Genomic DNA, 14,929 nt, shown 5'->3' on the forward strand with positions numbered 1-14,929 from the left:
GGCCCACCCGAAACGGTGGGCCTTTTCATTGGTGTGAATTAGTTGACGATGTTGGCTTCGGTCGCAGCGCGGATCTCGTCTTCGGTCACGCCTTCGGCAATCTCGATGATCTTCAGGCCGCCATCAACCACGTCCAGAACGCCAAGGTTGGTGATGATGCGGTTCACCACCTTCTTGCCGGTCAGGGGCAGGGTGCACTTCTTCAGCAGCTTGGACTTGCCGTGCTTGTTGGTGTGGTCCATCACGACGATTACGCGACGAACACCTGCAACCAGGTCCATCGCGCCGCCCATGCCCTTCACCAGCACGCCTGGAATCATCCAGTTGGCCAGATCGCCTTCTTCATCGACCTCCATCGCGCCCAGAACGGCGGCCGCGATCTTACCGCCGCGGATCATGGCAAACGATGTGGCACTGTCGAAATAGGCGGTGCGGGACAGCTCCGTGATCGTCTGCTTGCCAGCGTTGATCAGATCCGGGTCTTCTTCGCCTTCAAAGGGGAAGGGGCCCATACCCAGCATTCCGTTCTCGGATTGCAGGGTGATGTCCTTGTCGCCCACGTAGTTTGCCACCAGCGTCGGAATACCGATGCCGAGGTTTACATACATGCCGTCTTCCAGCTCTTGCGCCGCACGTGCGGCCATCTGATTACGATCCCAGGGCATTATGCTTCCTCCTTCTTACGGGTGGTGCGTTGTTCGATGCGCTTTTCATGCTGACCCTGAATGATGCGATGCACGTAGATGCCGGGCAGGTGGATCATATCGGGGTCCAGCGAACCACGCGGCACGATTTCCTCGACCTCGGCGATGCAGATCTTGCCACAGGTCGCAGCAGGTACGTTAAAGTTGCGCGCGGTCTTGCGGAAAATCAGGTTGCCGGTGTCATCGGCCTTCCATGCTTTGACAATGGCCAGATCGGCAAAGATGCCTTCTTCCAAGATGTAAGTCTCGCCATTGAAGTCTTTGTGCTCTTTACCATCGGCGATCACGGTGCCCACACCGGTCTTGGTATAGAACCCGGGGATGCCTGCGCCACCAGCGCGCATGCGTTCGGCCAGGGTTCCTTGCGGGTTGAATTCCAGCTCCAGCTCTCCGGCCAGATATTGGCGCATGAACTCGGCGTTTTCACCGACGTAAGAGCTGATCATCTTTTTGACCTGCTTGGTCTGCAGCAGGATGCCGATGCCGAAATCGTCAACGCCGGCGTTGTTCGAAGCAAACGTCAGATCTTGAGCGCCCGAGTTCTTGATCGCCTCAAGCAGCAGTTCGGGAATACCGCACAGGCCAAAACCGCCTGCCGCGATCATCATGCCGTCCGAAATCACTCCATCGAGTGCCTCGGTGGCATTGGCATAGACTTTCTTCATGGAAAACTCCCCCAATGACATGGTGATGGCGCAGGTTGTGCCGCCACGTCACGGGGAAGTCAATGAAACCAAGGGGTGGGTGGTATTTCTACCTAACCCCCTGTCAGGTGGCGGCCTTTTTGGTCGTCTTCTTGCCAGCAGCTTTCTTTTTCGGAGCCGCATTTTTCTTGGTGCCCTTTTTGGCTGCGCGTTCGTTGACCAGTTCAATGGCCATTTCCTGTGTCACGTCCTCGGGCTTGATATCTTTTGGAATGGTCGCGTTGACCTTTTCCCATTTCACGTATGGCCCATAGCGCCCATCCAGAACCTGCATCGCGCCGCCATCTGGGTGCTCGCCTAATTCCTTCAACGCTTTTGCCGCTGCGCGACGGCCACGCCCGGGGTTGGCGCGCTTTTCAGCCAGCAACTCGACAGCGCGGTTCATGCCGATTTCAAACACGTCGTTGGGGTCTTTGAGGTTGGCGTAGACCGGCTTGGCCTCATCCGCCAACTGATGCATCAGATAGGGACCAAACCGCCCGAAATTCGAACTAATCATGCCGCCCTCGGGGTGTTCTCCAATCTGGCGGGGCAGGGACAACAGCGTCAGCGCCTTGTCCAGATCCATGTCATCCTTGCTCCAACCACGCGGCAGAGACGCACGCGGTGGTTTCTTGTTCTCGGGCGTCGGTTCGCCGCGCTGAACATAGGGGCCAAAGCGGCCGGACTTCAGCCAGATTTCGTCCCCGGCATCTTCGCCCAGCAGGCGTTCCTCGCCTTCGGCACCTTCGCCGGCGATGGGGCGGGTATAGGTGCATTCAGGATAGTTTCCACACCCAACGAACCCGCCGGTTCGCGACGTCTTCAGGTGCAATTGACCCATTCCGCATTTCGGACAGACACGAGGGTCCGAGCCGTCTTCACGCGGCGGATAAAGCTGCGGCGCAAGGGCTTCGTCGAGTTTGTCTAGAACCTCGGAGATCCGCAATTCGGACGTCTCGCCGATAGCAGCCGAGAAATCGCGCCAGAACTTGCTCAGCAACTCCTTGTAGTCACGCCCACCGGCGCTGACGTCGTCCAGTTGTTCTTCCAGATTGGCGGTGAACTCATACCCCACGTACTGCCGGAAGAAGTTCAGGAGGAAGATCGTAACGATCCGGCCCTTCTCCTCGGGGATCAGCCGGTTCTTGTCTTTGCGCACATATTCCCGGTCCTGAATCGTGGTCACGATCGAGGCATAGGTCGACGGTCGCCCGATCCCCAGCTCTTCCATCCGCTTGACCAGCGTAGCCTCGGTGTAGCGCGGCGGCGGTTGCGTGTGGTGCTGCAGGGCCAGAACAGATTCGTTCTCGGACAGAATGGCCTCTTTTGCGGCCTTCTCGGTGCCCTCGCTGGTCGCTTTGGTGAAATGATCGCGCAGGGATGTTTTGGCAAACCGAGCCGGATCGCCCTGCATGATTTGCGGCAGGCGCTTTTCATCATCATCGGCTACGTCGTCGCGGCCTTCTTCATAAACGCGCATGAACCCGTCGAACAGAACAACCTGACCGGTGGCGCGCAGGCCGACCTGGCCGTCATCGCTGCTAATCTCGACCGTAGTGCGCTCCAGTCGCGCAGCAGCCATCTGGCAGGCAATGGTACGTTTCCAAATCAGGTCATACAGCTTGCGCTGATCCTCATCTGTGACCTTCAGGGCCTTGGTATCGCGGGACATATCCGTCGGGCGGATACATTCGTGCGCTTCCTGGGCGTTCTTGGCCTTGTTTTTATAGATACGTGGGCTGTCGGGCACGTATTCTGCACCGTAACGGTCCGCGATGGTGTCGCGGGTGGCCGCCACGGCCTCGGGCGCCATGTCGATGCCGTCGGTCCGCATATATGTGATGTAGCCCGCCTCGTAGAGGCGTTGAGCAACCTGCATCGCGTGACGCGCGCCCATTCCGAACTTGCGGCTTGCTTCCTGCTGCAAGGTAGAGGTCATAAAGGGCGCACTGGGGTTGCGCGCGGCGGGCTTGGCCTCGACCGAAGTAACGCTCAGCGCGCGGCTGGTGATGGCCTGCACCGCCAGTTCGGCCTGCGTGGCGTTGGCCAGATCATGTTTGTCCAGTTTCTTACCAGCCAGCGTGACCAGGCGTGCCTCGTAAGTCTGGCCGCGCGGTGTTTCGAACACTGCCTTCACAGACCAATATTCGACTGGTTTGAACGCTTCGATCTCCATCTCGCGTTCAACGATCAGGCGTAGACATACTGACTGAACGCGACCGGCAGATTTTGCGCCGGGCAGTTTGCGCCACAGAACCGGCGACAAGTTGAAACCCACCAGATAGTCCAACGCGCGACGGGCCAGATAGGCCTCGACCAACGGCATGTCGACCTGACGCGGGTTCTGCATCGCCTCGGTCACCGCATCCTTGGTGATCGCGTTGAAGGTCACGCGGCTGACAGGCGTATCTTTCTTGATCGAGCGGCGCTTGGTAAGGGCTTCTTGCAGGTGCCAGCTGATGGCCTCACCCTCACGATCAGGGTCAGTCGCGAGAATCAGAGCGTTGTCTTCTTTCAGCGCATCGGCGATGGCTTTGACATGTTTGCGGCTGTCGTTGCCGACCTCCCATTTCATCTCAAATTCATGCTCGGTATCGACGGATCCGTCCTTGGGCGGCAAGTCCCGGACATGGCCATACGAGGCTAGCACCGTGTAGTCGGGGCCAAGATATTTGTTGATTGTTTTGGCCTTGGCAGGGGATTCTACAACAACTACAGGCATTTAAGGGAAAACCTCGCTTGACGGAATTGGCGCCTTCTATGATCGTGCAAGATGTGGAGGGCAAGGGCGAATTGTCAATGCGTTCCTTTGAACACAGAATTTATGTTGTAATTTCAATCACGTAACCTGTGCATAAAAAGGACTTGGGCAGAAACCAGGCCTCAACGATGAAGATTATCCTGACAGCGACAGGAGGCCGCCGGGCTGGCGCTGGATCTGTCCCTCGAGTTCCAGATCAATCAACGCCGGCCCGATTTCTCCGGCCGTTGCGGCAATGTCGCGGATCAACTGATCCTCTGCAATTGGCGAGGGGCCCAATCGCGACAGGATTTCACGATGCAGTGCGGTACCTGCGATCACCGGTTTGGCTACAACGTCGGGCACTGCGGGGGTCTCGACCTGACCTGTAGGTGCCCGTTTCGGAAGCGCCTCAATGACGTCTTCGGCGGCTCGCACCAATATCGCGCCGTCCCGGATCAGCATGTTGCACCCGGCAGCTCGTGCATCGAAAGGGTGCCCGGGTACGGCCAGAACCTCGCGCCCCTGATCCAAGGCGTCCCGCGCAGTAATCAGACTGCCGGATTTTGCGGCAGCTTCGACGACGACAACCGCCTGCGCCAGACCTGAGATAATCCTGTTTCTGCGCGGGAAGTGCCGGGCCTGCGGTGTGACGCCCATGGGCTGTTCCGAGACACGCAACCCGGTTTGGCCAATCTTTTCCGCCAAAACAGTGTTTTCGGTCGGATAGACGACATCCACGCCGCCTGCCATCACAGCGACAGTGCCCGTTTCAAGCGCGGCCATATGGGCCGCTGTATCAATGCCGCGTGCCAGGCCGGACACAACGACATAGTCTTGCTTGCCGAGATCCGCGGCAAGCCCCCGCGCCATCCGCGCCCCCAAGGACGAACAATTCCGCGCGCCGACCAGTGCAATCGACCGGCGCTGCAGCAGAGAGCTATCTCCAATCGCCCAAAGCATTGGCGGGGCGTCGGATAGATCGTTCAAGGCATCTGGATAATCGGCGGAGCCAAGGCACAAAAGGTGCGCGTTCGCGGCTTTTGCGGCCTTGAGTTCCGCCTCAATCACGCCGGGGGGGCAAACTTCGTACCCATCAATTCCGGCAGCGCGTGCCATTTCTGGCAGCGCGGCCAGCGCGTTCTGCGCCGAGCCATGTTCCCGCAGCAACCGACGAAACGTCGCCGGACCAACCTTGCGAGAGCGCAACAGACGAAGCCAGGAAAACCGATCCTCTTCCGTGGTGGGTGGGAGTGTGGGGTGATAGGAAGAATGCTGCTCTTCGGTCATCCGATGCTCCGCCTGATTGCAGCACTGGTTTACGATTGCTGGGGTTAACAGCTTGTGAATCTCTTCAAATTATCCGGATAATTTTCGGCGTTTATCACTTAGAGTTATTTAGTGCGTTGAAATGTATGAAATAAACACAATGGCCTTCAACGCGGGCGCCTGACAGGATGTTAAGGCGCCGGCGGGCTGAAAGCGCAGCGTTAACCCTGCGCTCTCGATTTCCCGCCAAGCGATTCCCGGTTATGCGGCCGATCCGCCGACCGTCAGGCCATCCATCAGAACGGTAGGCTGGCCAACGCCGACCGGCACCCACTGGCCGTCTTTGCCACAGGTGCCCATGCCCGGATCCAGCGCCATGTCGTTGCCCAATCCCCGAATGCGTTTAAGGGCGGATGGACCGTCGCCGATCAGGGTCGCGCCTTTGACCGGCGCCCCTATCTTGCCGTTTTCGACGCGGTACGCCTCGGTGCACGAGAACACGAACTTCCCGTTGGTGATATCCACCTGACCGCCGCCGAAACCAACGGCCCAGATTCCGTCCTGGATTTCCGCAACCAAAGAGGCCGGATCAGCCTCACCGCCCAGCATCACAGTGTTCGTCATCCGCGGCATGGGTTTGTGCGCATAGCTTTGCCGCCGCCCGTTTCCGGTGGGGGCCACGCCCATCAGGCGCGCGTTTTGGCGATCCTGCATATAGCCGGTCAGGACGCCATCTTCGATCAAGACTGTCCTGGAACTGGGTGTGCCTTCGTCGTCCAAAGAGATCGAGCCGCGACGATCCGGGATTGTGCCGTCATCAACAACGGTCACGCCTTTGGATGCGATCTGCTGCCCCATCAAACCGGCAAAGGCCGAGCTTCCCTTGCGGTTAAAGTCCCCCTCCAAACCGTGTCCGATTGCCTCGTGCAAGAGGATGCCCGGCCAACCGGGGCCAAGCGCGACCTCCATCACACCGGCAGGGGCCGGGATCGCGTCGAGATTGACCAAGGCGATCCGCAACGCCTCGCGCGCTTTGTCCTGCCAATCCGACGGATCGATCAGGCCGTCTAGCCCGACGCGCCCGCCACCCCCGGCCGAGCCACTTTCGCGGCGACCGTTCTGTTCGACGATGACCGAGATATTGAGGCGGGTCATTGGCCGCACGTCGCGCATCAGTACGCCGTCCGGGCGCAAAATCTCGACTTCTTGCACGGCTGCGGCGATTGTCGCGCTAACCTGCACAACGCGGGGATCCATGTCCCGGGCATAGGCGTCGATCTCGCGCAGCGTTTCGATCTTGACCGGGAATTCAGCGGATTCAATCGGGTCCTCGTCCGTATAAAGGCGAGTATTGGTAGCGCGGGGACCATCGGCCAGCGTGCCGCCACCGTCTCCGACCGCAAGGCGCGCGGTTTGTGCCGCCCGTTTCAGCGCCGGAATTGAGACATCGGTGGAATGCGCATACCCGGCAACTTCGCCCTGCACCGCCCGCAGGCCAAACCCTTCGGATGCGTCATATGATGCTGTCTTCAAGCGCCCGTCATCAAAGACCAAAGCCTCGGATTTTCGCCGCTCGACAAACAGCTCTCCGTCTTCTGCCCCAGAGGTGGCGGATTGCAAAACCGCAAGCGCCTCGTCTTGCGGAATAGCGCTATCAAATGGGCGAAACGGGTCATTGGACATCTGTTGGGACCTTCCGAGTTTGATCCAGATCAAAAATAGCGTCTGTTTGACGCAAGCATTTTGCTTTATCTACCCGACGGAATATGGTTTTTAACGCGGCCAAAGACAACGGGAGAGGTGCGACTGATTCACACCTTTTCGCCAGAGAAGCAAAGATCAGACGATCAGGACAGAAAATGAAGAATGCTTTGATGCTTTCGGGGTTGATGACAGCCCTCTCCAGCCTTCCCGCAATGGCTCAGGAGCTTGAGATTATTGGTAAGCCGGTTGATGGCGGCCTTGGGTTCCAGCCCGCGGCCACCAGCCTGGCCTCGGGGATTCAGCGGCTGGATGATATGATTCTGGTGATCATCACCGCGATCTGCCTGTTTGTTGCAGGTCTGCTGATCTACTGCATCATTCGATACAATTCGCGTAACAACCCTGAACCGGCGCGATTCTCGCACTACACCCCGGTTGAGATTGCCTGGACCCTTGGCCCGATCCTGATTCTGGTCTTCATCGGTGCCTTCTCGCTGCCAGTTCTGTTCAATCAGCAGGAAATTCCCGAAGGCGACATCACCATCAAAGTCGTTGGGAACCAGTGGTACTGGACCTACGAATACGTTGATCACGATTTCGCCTTCGACAGTTATCTGCTGGGCCATCCGGCCACATTGGATGAAGGCGCCCGCCCGGCTGATGCGGATGTGACTCCGTTTGTTCTGAACGACGCGATGCGTGCTAAGCTGGCGGATGCGGGCTACAGCGACGACGAATGGCTGCTGGCCACTGATACCGCAGTTGTCGTTCCTGTTGGCAAGATCATTGTGATGCAGGTTACCGCTTCAGACGTTATCCATTCGTGGACCATCCCGTCCTTCGGCGTAAAGCAGGACGGTGTTCCGGGTCGTCTGGCCGAACTGTGGTTCGAGGCCGAAAAGGAAGGCATCTATTTCGGTCAATGTTCCGAACTGTGCGGCAAGGATCACGCTTATATGCCGATCACCGTCAAAGTGGTCAGCGAAGAGGCGTATGAGCAGTGGCTGCAAGGCGCACTGGAAGAGTATGCAGGTCAGCCCGCAACCTATCAGGTTGCATCCAAGTAATGACCCGCGCGGGCTGAAAAGCTCGCGCCAAAGGTAATGCAGGCTGCGCGGTATCCGCGCAGCTTTCGCCCCAGAAGGACCGGAAATGAGCGACGCAAGCATCAATGCCAGCACAGTAAGCGCCCAATCCCACGCGGATGAGGCCAGCTTTGGCGATTTCTTTGCCTTGCTGAAGCCGCGCGTGATGTCGCTGGTCGTGTTCACCGCTTTGGTCGGCCTTCTTGCGGCACCGGTCCCTGTTCATCCATTCGTCGGCTTTTGCGCCATCCTGTTCATCGCCATTGGCGGTGGCGCATCCGGCGCTTTGAACATGTGGTGGGACGCCGATATCGACCGCGTGATGAAGCGTACCAAAGGCCGACCGATCCCCTCTGGCAAGGTCCAGGAGGGTGAGGCGATGGCAATCGGGCTGGCCCTGTCGGGGCTGTCCGTTATTATGCTGGGTCTGGCAACCAACTGGTTTGCTGGCGTTTTCCTGGCCTTCACGATCTTTTTCTACGTTGTCGTCTATACGATGTGGCTGAAACGCTCGACGCCGCAGAACATCGTAATCGGCGGCGCGGCAGGGGCTTTTCCGCCGGTTATCGGCTGGGTTGCTGCAACCGGGTCGATGTCGATCGAGCCGTGGTTGATGTTTGCCCTGACCTTCATGTGGACCCCACCGCATTTCTGGGCGCTGGCGCTGTTCATGCGCTCGGATTACGACGATGCGGGTGTTCCGATGCTGACCGTCACACATGGTCGCCGCGCCACGCGCTGGCACATTCTGGTATATACCGGGCTGCTGGCCATGCTGGCTGTTGGAACCGCATTCTCGGGTATTGGCGGTCCGATATACCTGACAGTCGCTGTGGTCTTGAACGCGCTGTTCCTGCGCGGAGCGTGGCAGATTTCGCGCCGGAACGAGGATGACTCCGAGGCCGACAATTTCAAGGTCGAACGCGCGTTCTTCAAGCTGTCGCTGCTGTATCTGTTCCTGCATTTCGGTGCTATCTTGGTCGAAGCACTGCTGAAACCCTATGGGTTAGGAGGTTGGTCATGAGCCTGCGCAAGAGCCACGAACTTCACCAACGCCGGTTCAGCCGTAACCTTGGGGTCGGCCTGACGCTGGCTGCCTTTATCGTGATCATATTTGGTCTGACGGTCGTAAAGGTTTCAGGAACAGATTTCAGCTTGGCGACGCAAGAGGTACAGAACTGATGGCTCTGTCAGGTCCGCAGAAAACTGTTGCGCAGACAGTTGGCGTGGTTGTCCTAATGGGCAGTCTGGCGTGGGCATCCGTTCCGTTTTACGATTGGTTCTGCCGCGTCACCGGTTTTGGTGGCACCACCGGTGTTGCTGCGACTGCGCCCGAGGATATTCTGGATCGCAAGGTTACCGTCCGCTTTGACGCCTCGAAGGCGAAAGACATGGCGTGGGAATTCAAGCCAGTCGTGCGCGAGATGGAAGTGCGCATTGGCGAAACCGGACTGGCCTTTTACGAAGCCTACAACCCGACCGACCGCCCCATTGCCGGGCAGGCGTCCTACAACGTGACACCGTATTCGGCCGGCGGGTACTTTCAGAAAATCGCCTGTTTCTGCTTTGAAGAGCAGGTGCTGCAACCCGGTGAACGTGTTGAGATGCCGGTCACCTTTTTCGTCGACCCTGAATTGGTCGAGGATCTTGAAGCTAAGTATGTTCATACGATTACACTGTCGTATACATTCTACGAAATTGACCTGCCCGAGGGCGTTGCCGCCCTTGAGACGCAGGCTGATATAACAACGAACTAACGCCTGTAGGTGAGGGACGCTGATGGCACACGCAAAAAACCATGATTATCACATTCTGGCCCCGTCGATCTGGCCTCTGATCGGCGCGATCGGCGGCTTTGTGATGCTGTTCGGAGCCGTCCTGTGGATGCACGGGGTTACCTCGTGGATGTTCTGGGCCGGCCTGGTGGCCGTTCTTTACACCATGTTCGCATGGTGGTCCGAGGTTGTGGTCGAGAGCCGCCAGGGCGATCACACACCGGTTGTCCGCATCGGCCTGCGCTATGGCTTCATCCTGTTCGTTATGTCCGAGGTGATGTTCTTCTTTGCCTGGTTCTGGTCGTTCTTCAAACATCGCATGTACCCGATGTACGACTATGCCGGTACCGAATACATCCAACCTGACATTCATGCGGTTGACCCGTTCCACCTGCCGCTGATCAACACTCTGGTCCTGCTGCTGTCGGGCTGTGCGATCACCTGGGCGCACCACGCGCTGGTGCACGGCAATGATCGCAAGGCGCTGGTGCAAGGGCTGGCCATCGGTATCGCTCTGGGTGTCGCGTTCACCGGTCTGCAGGCATTTGAATACTATGAGCTGCTGGCGCATGAAGGCTGGAAATTCGGCGGTGATCAGTTCTATTCGAACTTCTTCATGGCAACCGGCTTTCACGGTTTCCACGTTCTTATCGGTACCATCTTCCTGTCAGTGTGCTTAATCAGGGCGCTCAAGGGTGACTTCACGCCTGAGAAACACGTCGGGTTTGAGGCGGCTGCCTGGTACTGGCACTTCGTTGACGTTGTCTGGCTGTTCCTGTTCTTCGCAGTATACATCTGGGGCCAGGCGCCGTTGATGTAGCGCCAGACGGGCGAACAAATTGCAAAAGCCGCCCTTTTGGGGCGGCTTTTTCTCTATTCGGGGCGCAAGATTGCGCCCCATACAATTGCAAGGTTGCCTTTCTGCGGCTGCAGCCCTTAACAAGACGCCGGCTCTTGCAGAGCCTTCGAACAACACAACCTGGTCCTGACATGCGCCGCATTCTCTTTCTGATGATCTTTGGCATTGCCGGTCTGGCGATCCTTGTGTCGCTGGGTGTCTGGCAAATGCAGCGGTTGGCGTGGAAACAAGGCGTTTTAGCCGAAATTGAAAATCGGATTTCAGCCGATCCGGTTGATTTGCCTGACACCGTGTTGCCTGATGCTGATAAGTACCTGCCGGTCACAATTGCGGGCGAGATCGAGCCGGGCGAGATCCACGTTCTTGTCTCGGTCAAACAGGTTGGGGCGGGCTATCGCATCATCCAGTCTTTTAGCACAAATGACCGGACAATTCTTGTGGACCGGGGCTTTGTTCCTGTGACCGCGAAGCACGATCAAAGGCTGAATGGACCGATGGAGATTACTGGAAATCTGCACTGGCCGGTCGAAATTGACGGCTACACGCCTGAGCCGGATATTGACGACAATATATGGTTTGCCCGCGATGTACCGAACCTGGCCGCCGCACTTGGGGCTGAGCCTGTTCTGCTAATCGCGCGGTCGCAAACCGACCCCAACATTACACCCTTGCCTGTTTCGGTGACGGGTATCCCGAATGATCACTTGCAATATGCAATAACATGGTTTGGCCTGGCTTTGGTCTGGGCCGCGATGACCGGATATTTTCTGTGGCGCAGCCGCGCCCCTTCTGAGAGTGACGCGACATGAAATACATCTCGACCCGCGGGCAGGCGCCCGAACTGACGTTTGAAGAGGCGATGCTGACCGGATTGGCTCGTGACGGTGGTCTGTACCTGCCTGCCGAGATCCCGGTGATGACGCAGGATGAGATCGCGGCACTGGCCGGACTGCCCTTTGAGGAAATCGCGTTCCGGGTGATGTGGCCCTATGTCAGCGGATCTTTCGGTAAGAGTGAGTTCAAAGAGATCATCGGCCGCGCCTACGAAGGCTTCGGCCATGACGCCCGCGCGCCATTGAAGCAGTTGAACAAAAACCACTTCCTGTTGGAGCTGTTCCACGGGCCGACCTTGGCCTTCAAAGACTTCGCCATGCAGCTGATCGGTCAGCTGTTTCAGGTGGCGCTGAAGCGCCGTGGCGACCGTGTGACCATCGTTGGAGCGACCAGCGGTGACACCGGATCGGCTGCGATTGAAGCGTTCCGGGGGCTCGACGCCGTGGACGTGTTCATCCTGTTCCCGCATGGCCGAGTTTCTGAAGTGCAGCGTCGGCAGATGACGACACCTGCGGACAGCAACGTGCATGCGTTGGCCGTGGACGGCGATTTTGACGATTGTCAGGCCGCGCTGAAGGACATGTTCAACGACTTCGACTTCCGCGACGGCGTGAAGCTGGCTGGCGTGAATTCGATCAACTTTGCCCGTGTTCTGGCGCAGATCGTCTACTACTTTTCCGCTGCTGTCAGCCTCGGCGCACCGCATCGCAAGGTCAGCTTTACGGTGCCGACAGGTAATTTCGGTGACATCTTCGCGGGCTACCTTGCAAAGCGCATGGGCCTGCCAATTGACCGTCTGGTTGTCGCAACCAATCAGAACGACATTCTGCACCGTTGCCTGTCGGGCGAGGGGTACTTTAAGGGCGACACCATTCCCTCGATTAGCCCGTCGATGGACATTCAGGTCAGTTCGAACTTTGAGCGTGCGCTCTATTATGCGTATGGCGAGGATGGCGGCGCCGTCGCGCAGTTGATGGATGAATTGAAGAACGGCGGCTTCAATGTCAGCCAGGGCGCAATGGAAGCGCTGCGCGAAAGCTTTGACTCGGGCCGTGTATCCGAGGATGAGACGTTGGCGACAATCAAGTCCACTCTGACCCACAGTGCGGAACTGGTTTGCCCGCATACCGCCGTGGGCATCAAAGTTGCAGAAGAACATCGCGCGGCCGACGTTCCGATGATCACACTGGCCACCGCGCACCCCGCAAAATTTCCGGCAGCGGTCGAGAAGGCAAGCGGCACGCATCCGCCTCTTCCATCCCGCATGTCTGATCTGTATGAACGTCCGGAACGGGTGACCCGCATCGCCAACGATCTGGGCACTCTCGAGGATCATATCAGAAGGCATATCGCTGAGTGACTGTCAGACAAGACCAACTGAAGAACGGATTTCGTATCGTCAGTGAACATATGCCGGGGTTGCAATCGGCGGCCATCGGCATCTGGGTGACCGCCGGTGGGCGGCACGAGCGGATTGAACAGAACGGTATTGCGCATTTCCTTGAGCATATGGCTTTCAAGGGAACCCAGCGCCGTTCAGCTTTGCAAATCGCCGAGGCGATTGAGGACGTGGGCGGATATATCAACGCCTACACTTCGCGCGAAGTGACGGCTTATTACGCGCGTGTTCTCAAAGACGATGTGGCGCTGGCGATGGATGTCATCGGTGACATCGTTCTGAACCCGATCTTCGACCCGCGTGAGATCGAAGTTGAACGCGGTGTGATCCTACAGGAAATCGGTCAGGCCTATGACACGCCCGACGATGTGATCTTTGATTGGTTGCAAGAGCAGAGCTATCACGATCAACCGCTGGGTCGAACCATTCTGGGTCCGACCGAACGGGTCAGTGCGTTTTCGCGCGAAGATTTGTCCGGGTTTGTGGCTGAACACTATGGTCCTGAGCAGATGATCCTGTCTGCTGCTGGTGCCGTTGATCACGATGCGCTGATGAAAACCGCTGAGGCGTTGTTTGGCCATCTTAAACCCTGCAAGGGGTTGATCCCGGAAACCGCCCGTTTCACTGGCGGCGAAGCGCGGCAGGAGAAAGAGCTGGAACAGGCCCATTTCGCGCTGGCGCTGGAAAGCCCCGGCTATCGCGACGATGCGATCTATACCGCACAGATTTATTCGACGGCGCTGGGCGGCGGCATGTCCTCTCGCCTGTTCCAGGAAGTGCGCGAAACACGCGGGTTGTGCTACACGATCTTTGCGCAGACCGGAGCTTATGCCGATACCGGCACGACGACGATTTACGCCGGAACGTCAGCAGATCAGGTGGCAGAGCTGGCCAGCATAACGATTGATGAGATGAAGCGCGCCGCCGAAGACATGAGCGCCGAAGAGGTTGCCCGCGCCCGCGCGCAGATGAAAGCCGGTATGCTGATGGGGCTGGAAAGCCCGTCGAACCGGGCGGAACGTCTGGCGCGTTTGGTGCAGATCTGGGACCGGGTTCCCTCGCTTGAGGATGCCGTGGCCAAGATCGACGCCGTCAGCACCGAAGATGTGCGTGCCTTCGCCGAGCAGATGGCAGTGCAGGCCCCTGCTGCGCTGGCGCTTTACGGTCCTGTCTCGGGCGCACCCACGCTGGCGCAATTGCAGGAGAGGCGTGCGGCGTGATGCTGTTGGGCAGACGCAAGCTGAAACTTGAAACCGAGCGCCTGAGCTTGCGCCCGCCCGCGCATTCCGACTTTAACGACTGGGCGGCGCTACGGCGCGCGTCACAGGAATACCTAACGCCGTGGGAGCCGATCTGGGCCAAGGATCACCTAAGCCGCAAGTCCTTTACCAACAGGGTTTATTGGGCGCAGCGCTCCGTGGCCGGTGGGACGGCGATCCCACTGTTTTTGTTCCGTCGCACGGATGATGTGCTTTTGGGGGCCATCACGCTGGACAATGTCCGTCGCGGCCCGGCGCAGGCAGGAACCTTGGGATATTGGACGGGCCAGTCTTTTGCCCGTCAGGGTTACATGCGCGAGGCCATTGGTGCGATCGTTCATCACGCATTTACCCGACTGGACCTGAGCCGGATCGAGGCCGCTTGCCTGCCCGAGAACAAACCATCACGTGGGTTGCTGGAAAGTTCGGGGTTTAAATACGAGGGCGTTGCGCAGTCGTACCTGCAGATCAACGGGCGTTGGAGGACGCATGTGTTGTATGCCAGTTTGCGCTCGGACCGGCGCGGAAAGACGGACGCGGGGTAGGCGCCGTTGCAGTGTCATTGGGGGCTCTGCCCCCGTCGCGGCATGCCGCGTCTTCCCCGGGGTATTTTTA

14 protein-coding genes are annotated in these 14,929 nt (G+C 58.3%); 9 read left to right on the forward strand and 5 right to left on the reverse strand.

Going from position 1 to position 14,929, the window contains the following annotated elements; genetic code table 11:
- Nucleotides 1-38 precede the first annotated feature (38 nt).
- The 5 genes from DHN12_RS19775 to tldD form a co-directional block, all read right to left on the reverse strand.
- Nucleotides 39-665, reverse strand: coding sequence for a CoA transferase subunit B (locus DHN12_RS19775; protein ID WP_058276937.1), 627 nt, complete (start codon nt 663-665; stop codon nt 39-41).
- On the reverse strand, nt 665-1,369 hold the full coding sequence (locus tag DHN12_RS19780) for a CoA transferase subunit A (protein ID WP_108861806.1): 705 nt from the start codon (nt 1,367-1,369) through the stop codon (nt 665-667). Before DHN12_RS19780 ends, DHN12_RS19775 begins: the two co-directional genes overlap by 1 nt.
- A gap of 103 nt (nt 1,370-1,472) precedes the next feature.
- Nucleotides 1,473-4,112 (reverse strand): type I DNA topoisomerase, encoded by a 2,640-nt coding sequence (topA, locus tag DHN12_RS19785; RefSeq protein ID WP_108861726.1) that lies wholly within the window; start codon nt 4,110-4,112, stop codon nt 1,473-1,475.
- 174 nt (nt 4,113-4,286) lie between these two features.
- A complete protein-coding gene (gene dprA / locus DHN12_RS19790; protein ID WP_108861727.1) occupies nt 4,287-5,420 on the reverse strand; it encodes a DNA-processing protein DprA in 1,134 nt (377 codons plus the stop codon).
- Between the two features lie 240 nt (nt 5,421-5,660).
- On the reverse strand, nt 5,661-7,082 hold the full coding sequence (tldD, locus tag DHN12_RS19795) for a metalloprotease TldD (protein WP_108861728.1): 1,422 nt from the start codon (nt 7,080-7,082) through the stop codon (nt 5,661-5,663).
- Between the two features lie 176 nt (nt 7,083-7,258).
- On the opposite strand from tldD, the gene coxB reads away from it, so the two are divergent.
- The 9 genes from coxB (at nt 7,259) to DHN12_RS19835 (ending at nt 14,859) form a co-directional block, all read left to right on the forward strand.
- On the forward strand, nt 7,259-8,170 hold the full coding sequence (gene coxB, locus DHN12_RS19800) for a cytochrome c oxidase subunit II (protein WP_108861729.1): 912 nt from the start codon (nt 7,259-7,261) through the stop codon (nt 8,168-8,170).
- An 85-nt stretch (nt 8,171-8,255) separates the two neighbouring features.
- A complete protein-coding gene (gene cyoE / locus DHN12_RS19805) occupies nt 8,256-9,212 on the forward strand; it encodes a heme o synthase (RefSeq protein WP_108861730.1) in 957 nt (318 codons plus the stop codon).
- A complete protein-coding gene (locus DHN12_RS24660; RefSeq protein ID WP_170561014.1) occupies nt 9,209-9,370 on the forward strand; it encodes a hypothetical protein in 162 nt (53 codons plus the stop codon). The genes cyoE and DHN12_RS24660 overlap by 4 nt, the downstream gene beginning before the upstream one ends.
- Nucleotides 9,370-9,945, forward strand: coding sequence for a cytochrome c oxidase assembly protein (locus DHN12_RS19810; RefSeq protein ID WP_108861731.1), 576 nt, complete (start codon nt 9,370-9,372; stop codon nt 9,943-9,945). The genes DHN12_RS24660 and DHN12_RS19810 overlap by 1 nt, the downstream gene beginning before the upstream one ends.
- Nucleotides 9,946-9,967: 22 nt before the next feature.
- A complete protein-coding gene (locus DHN12_RS19815) occupies nt 9,968-10,783 on the forward strand; it encodes a cytochrome c oxidase subunit 3 (RefSeq protein WP_058272267.1) in 816 nt (271 codons plus the stop codon).
- A gap of 170 nt (nt 10,784-10,953) precedes the next feature.
- Nucleotides 10,954-11,631 carry an SURF1 family protein gene (locus DHN12_RS19820; RefSeq protein ID WP_108861732.1) on the forward strand — a complete coding sequence of 226 codons (678 nt, stop codon included), beginning with the start codon at nt 10,954-10,956 and terminating at the stop codon, nt 11,629-11,631.
- A complete protein-coding gene (gene thrC, locus DHN12_RS19825; RefSeq protein ID WP_108861733.1) occupies nt 11,628-13,016 on the forward strand; it encodes a threonine synthase in 1,389 nt (462 codons plus the stop codon). The genes DHN12_RS19820 and thrC overlap by 4 nt, the downstream gene beginning before the upstream one ends.
- On the forward strand, nt 13,013-14,275 hold the full coding sequence (locus DHN12_RS19830; RefSeq protein WP_108861734.1) for a pitrilysin family protein: 1,263 nt from the start codon (nt 13,013-13,015) through the stop codon (nt 14,273-14,275). The genes thrC and DHN12_RS19830 overlap by 4 nt, the downstream gene beginning before the upstream one ends.
- Nucleotides 14,275-14,859, forward strand: coding sequence for a GNAT family N-acetyltransferase (locus tag DHN12_RS19835; protein WP_058272263.1), 585 nt, complete (start codon nt 14,275-14,277; stop codon nt 14,857-14,859). The genes DHN12_RS19830 and DHN12_RS19835 overlap by 1 nt, the downstream gene beginning before the upstream one ends.
- The last annotated feature ends 70 nt before the right edge of the window (nt 14,860-14,929 follow it).

The sequence above is a fragment of the Ruegeria sp. Alg231-54 genome (assembly GCF_900143525.1).
In the GTDB taxonomy this organism is placed as follows: domain Bacteria; phylum Pseudomonadota; class Alphaproteobacteria; order Rhodobacterales; family Rhodobacteraceae; genus Ruegeria.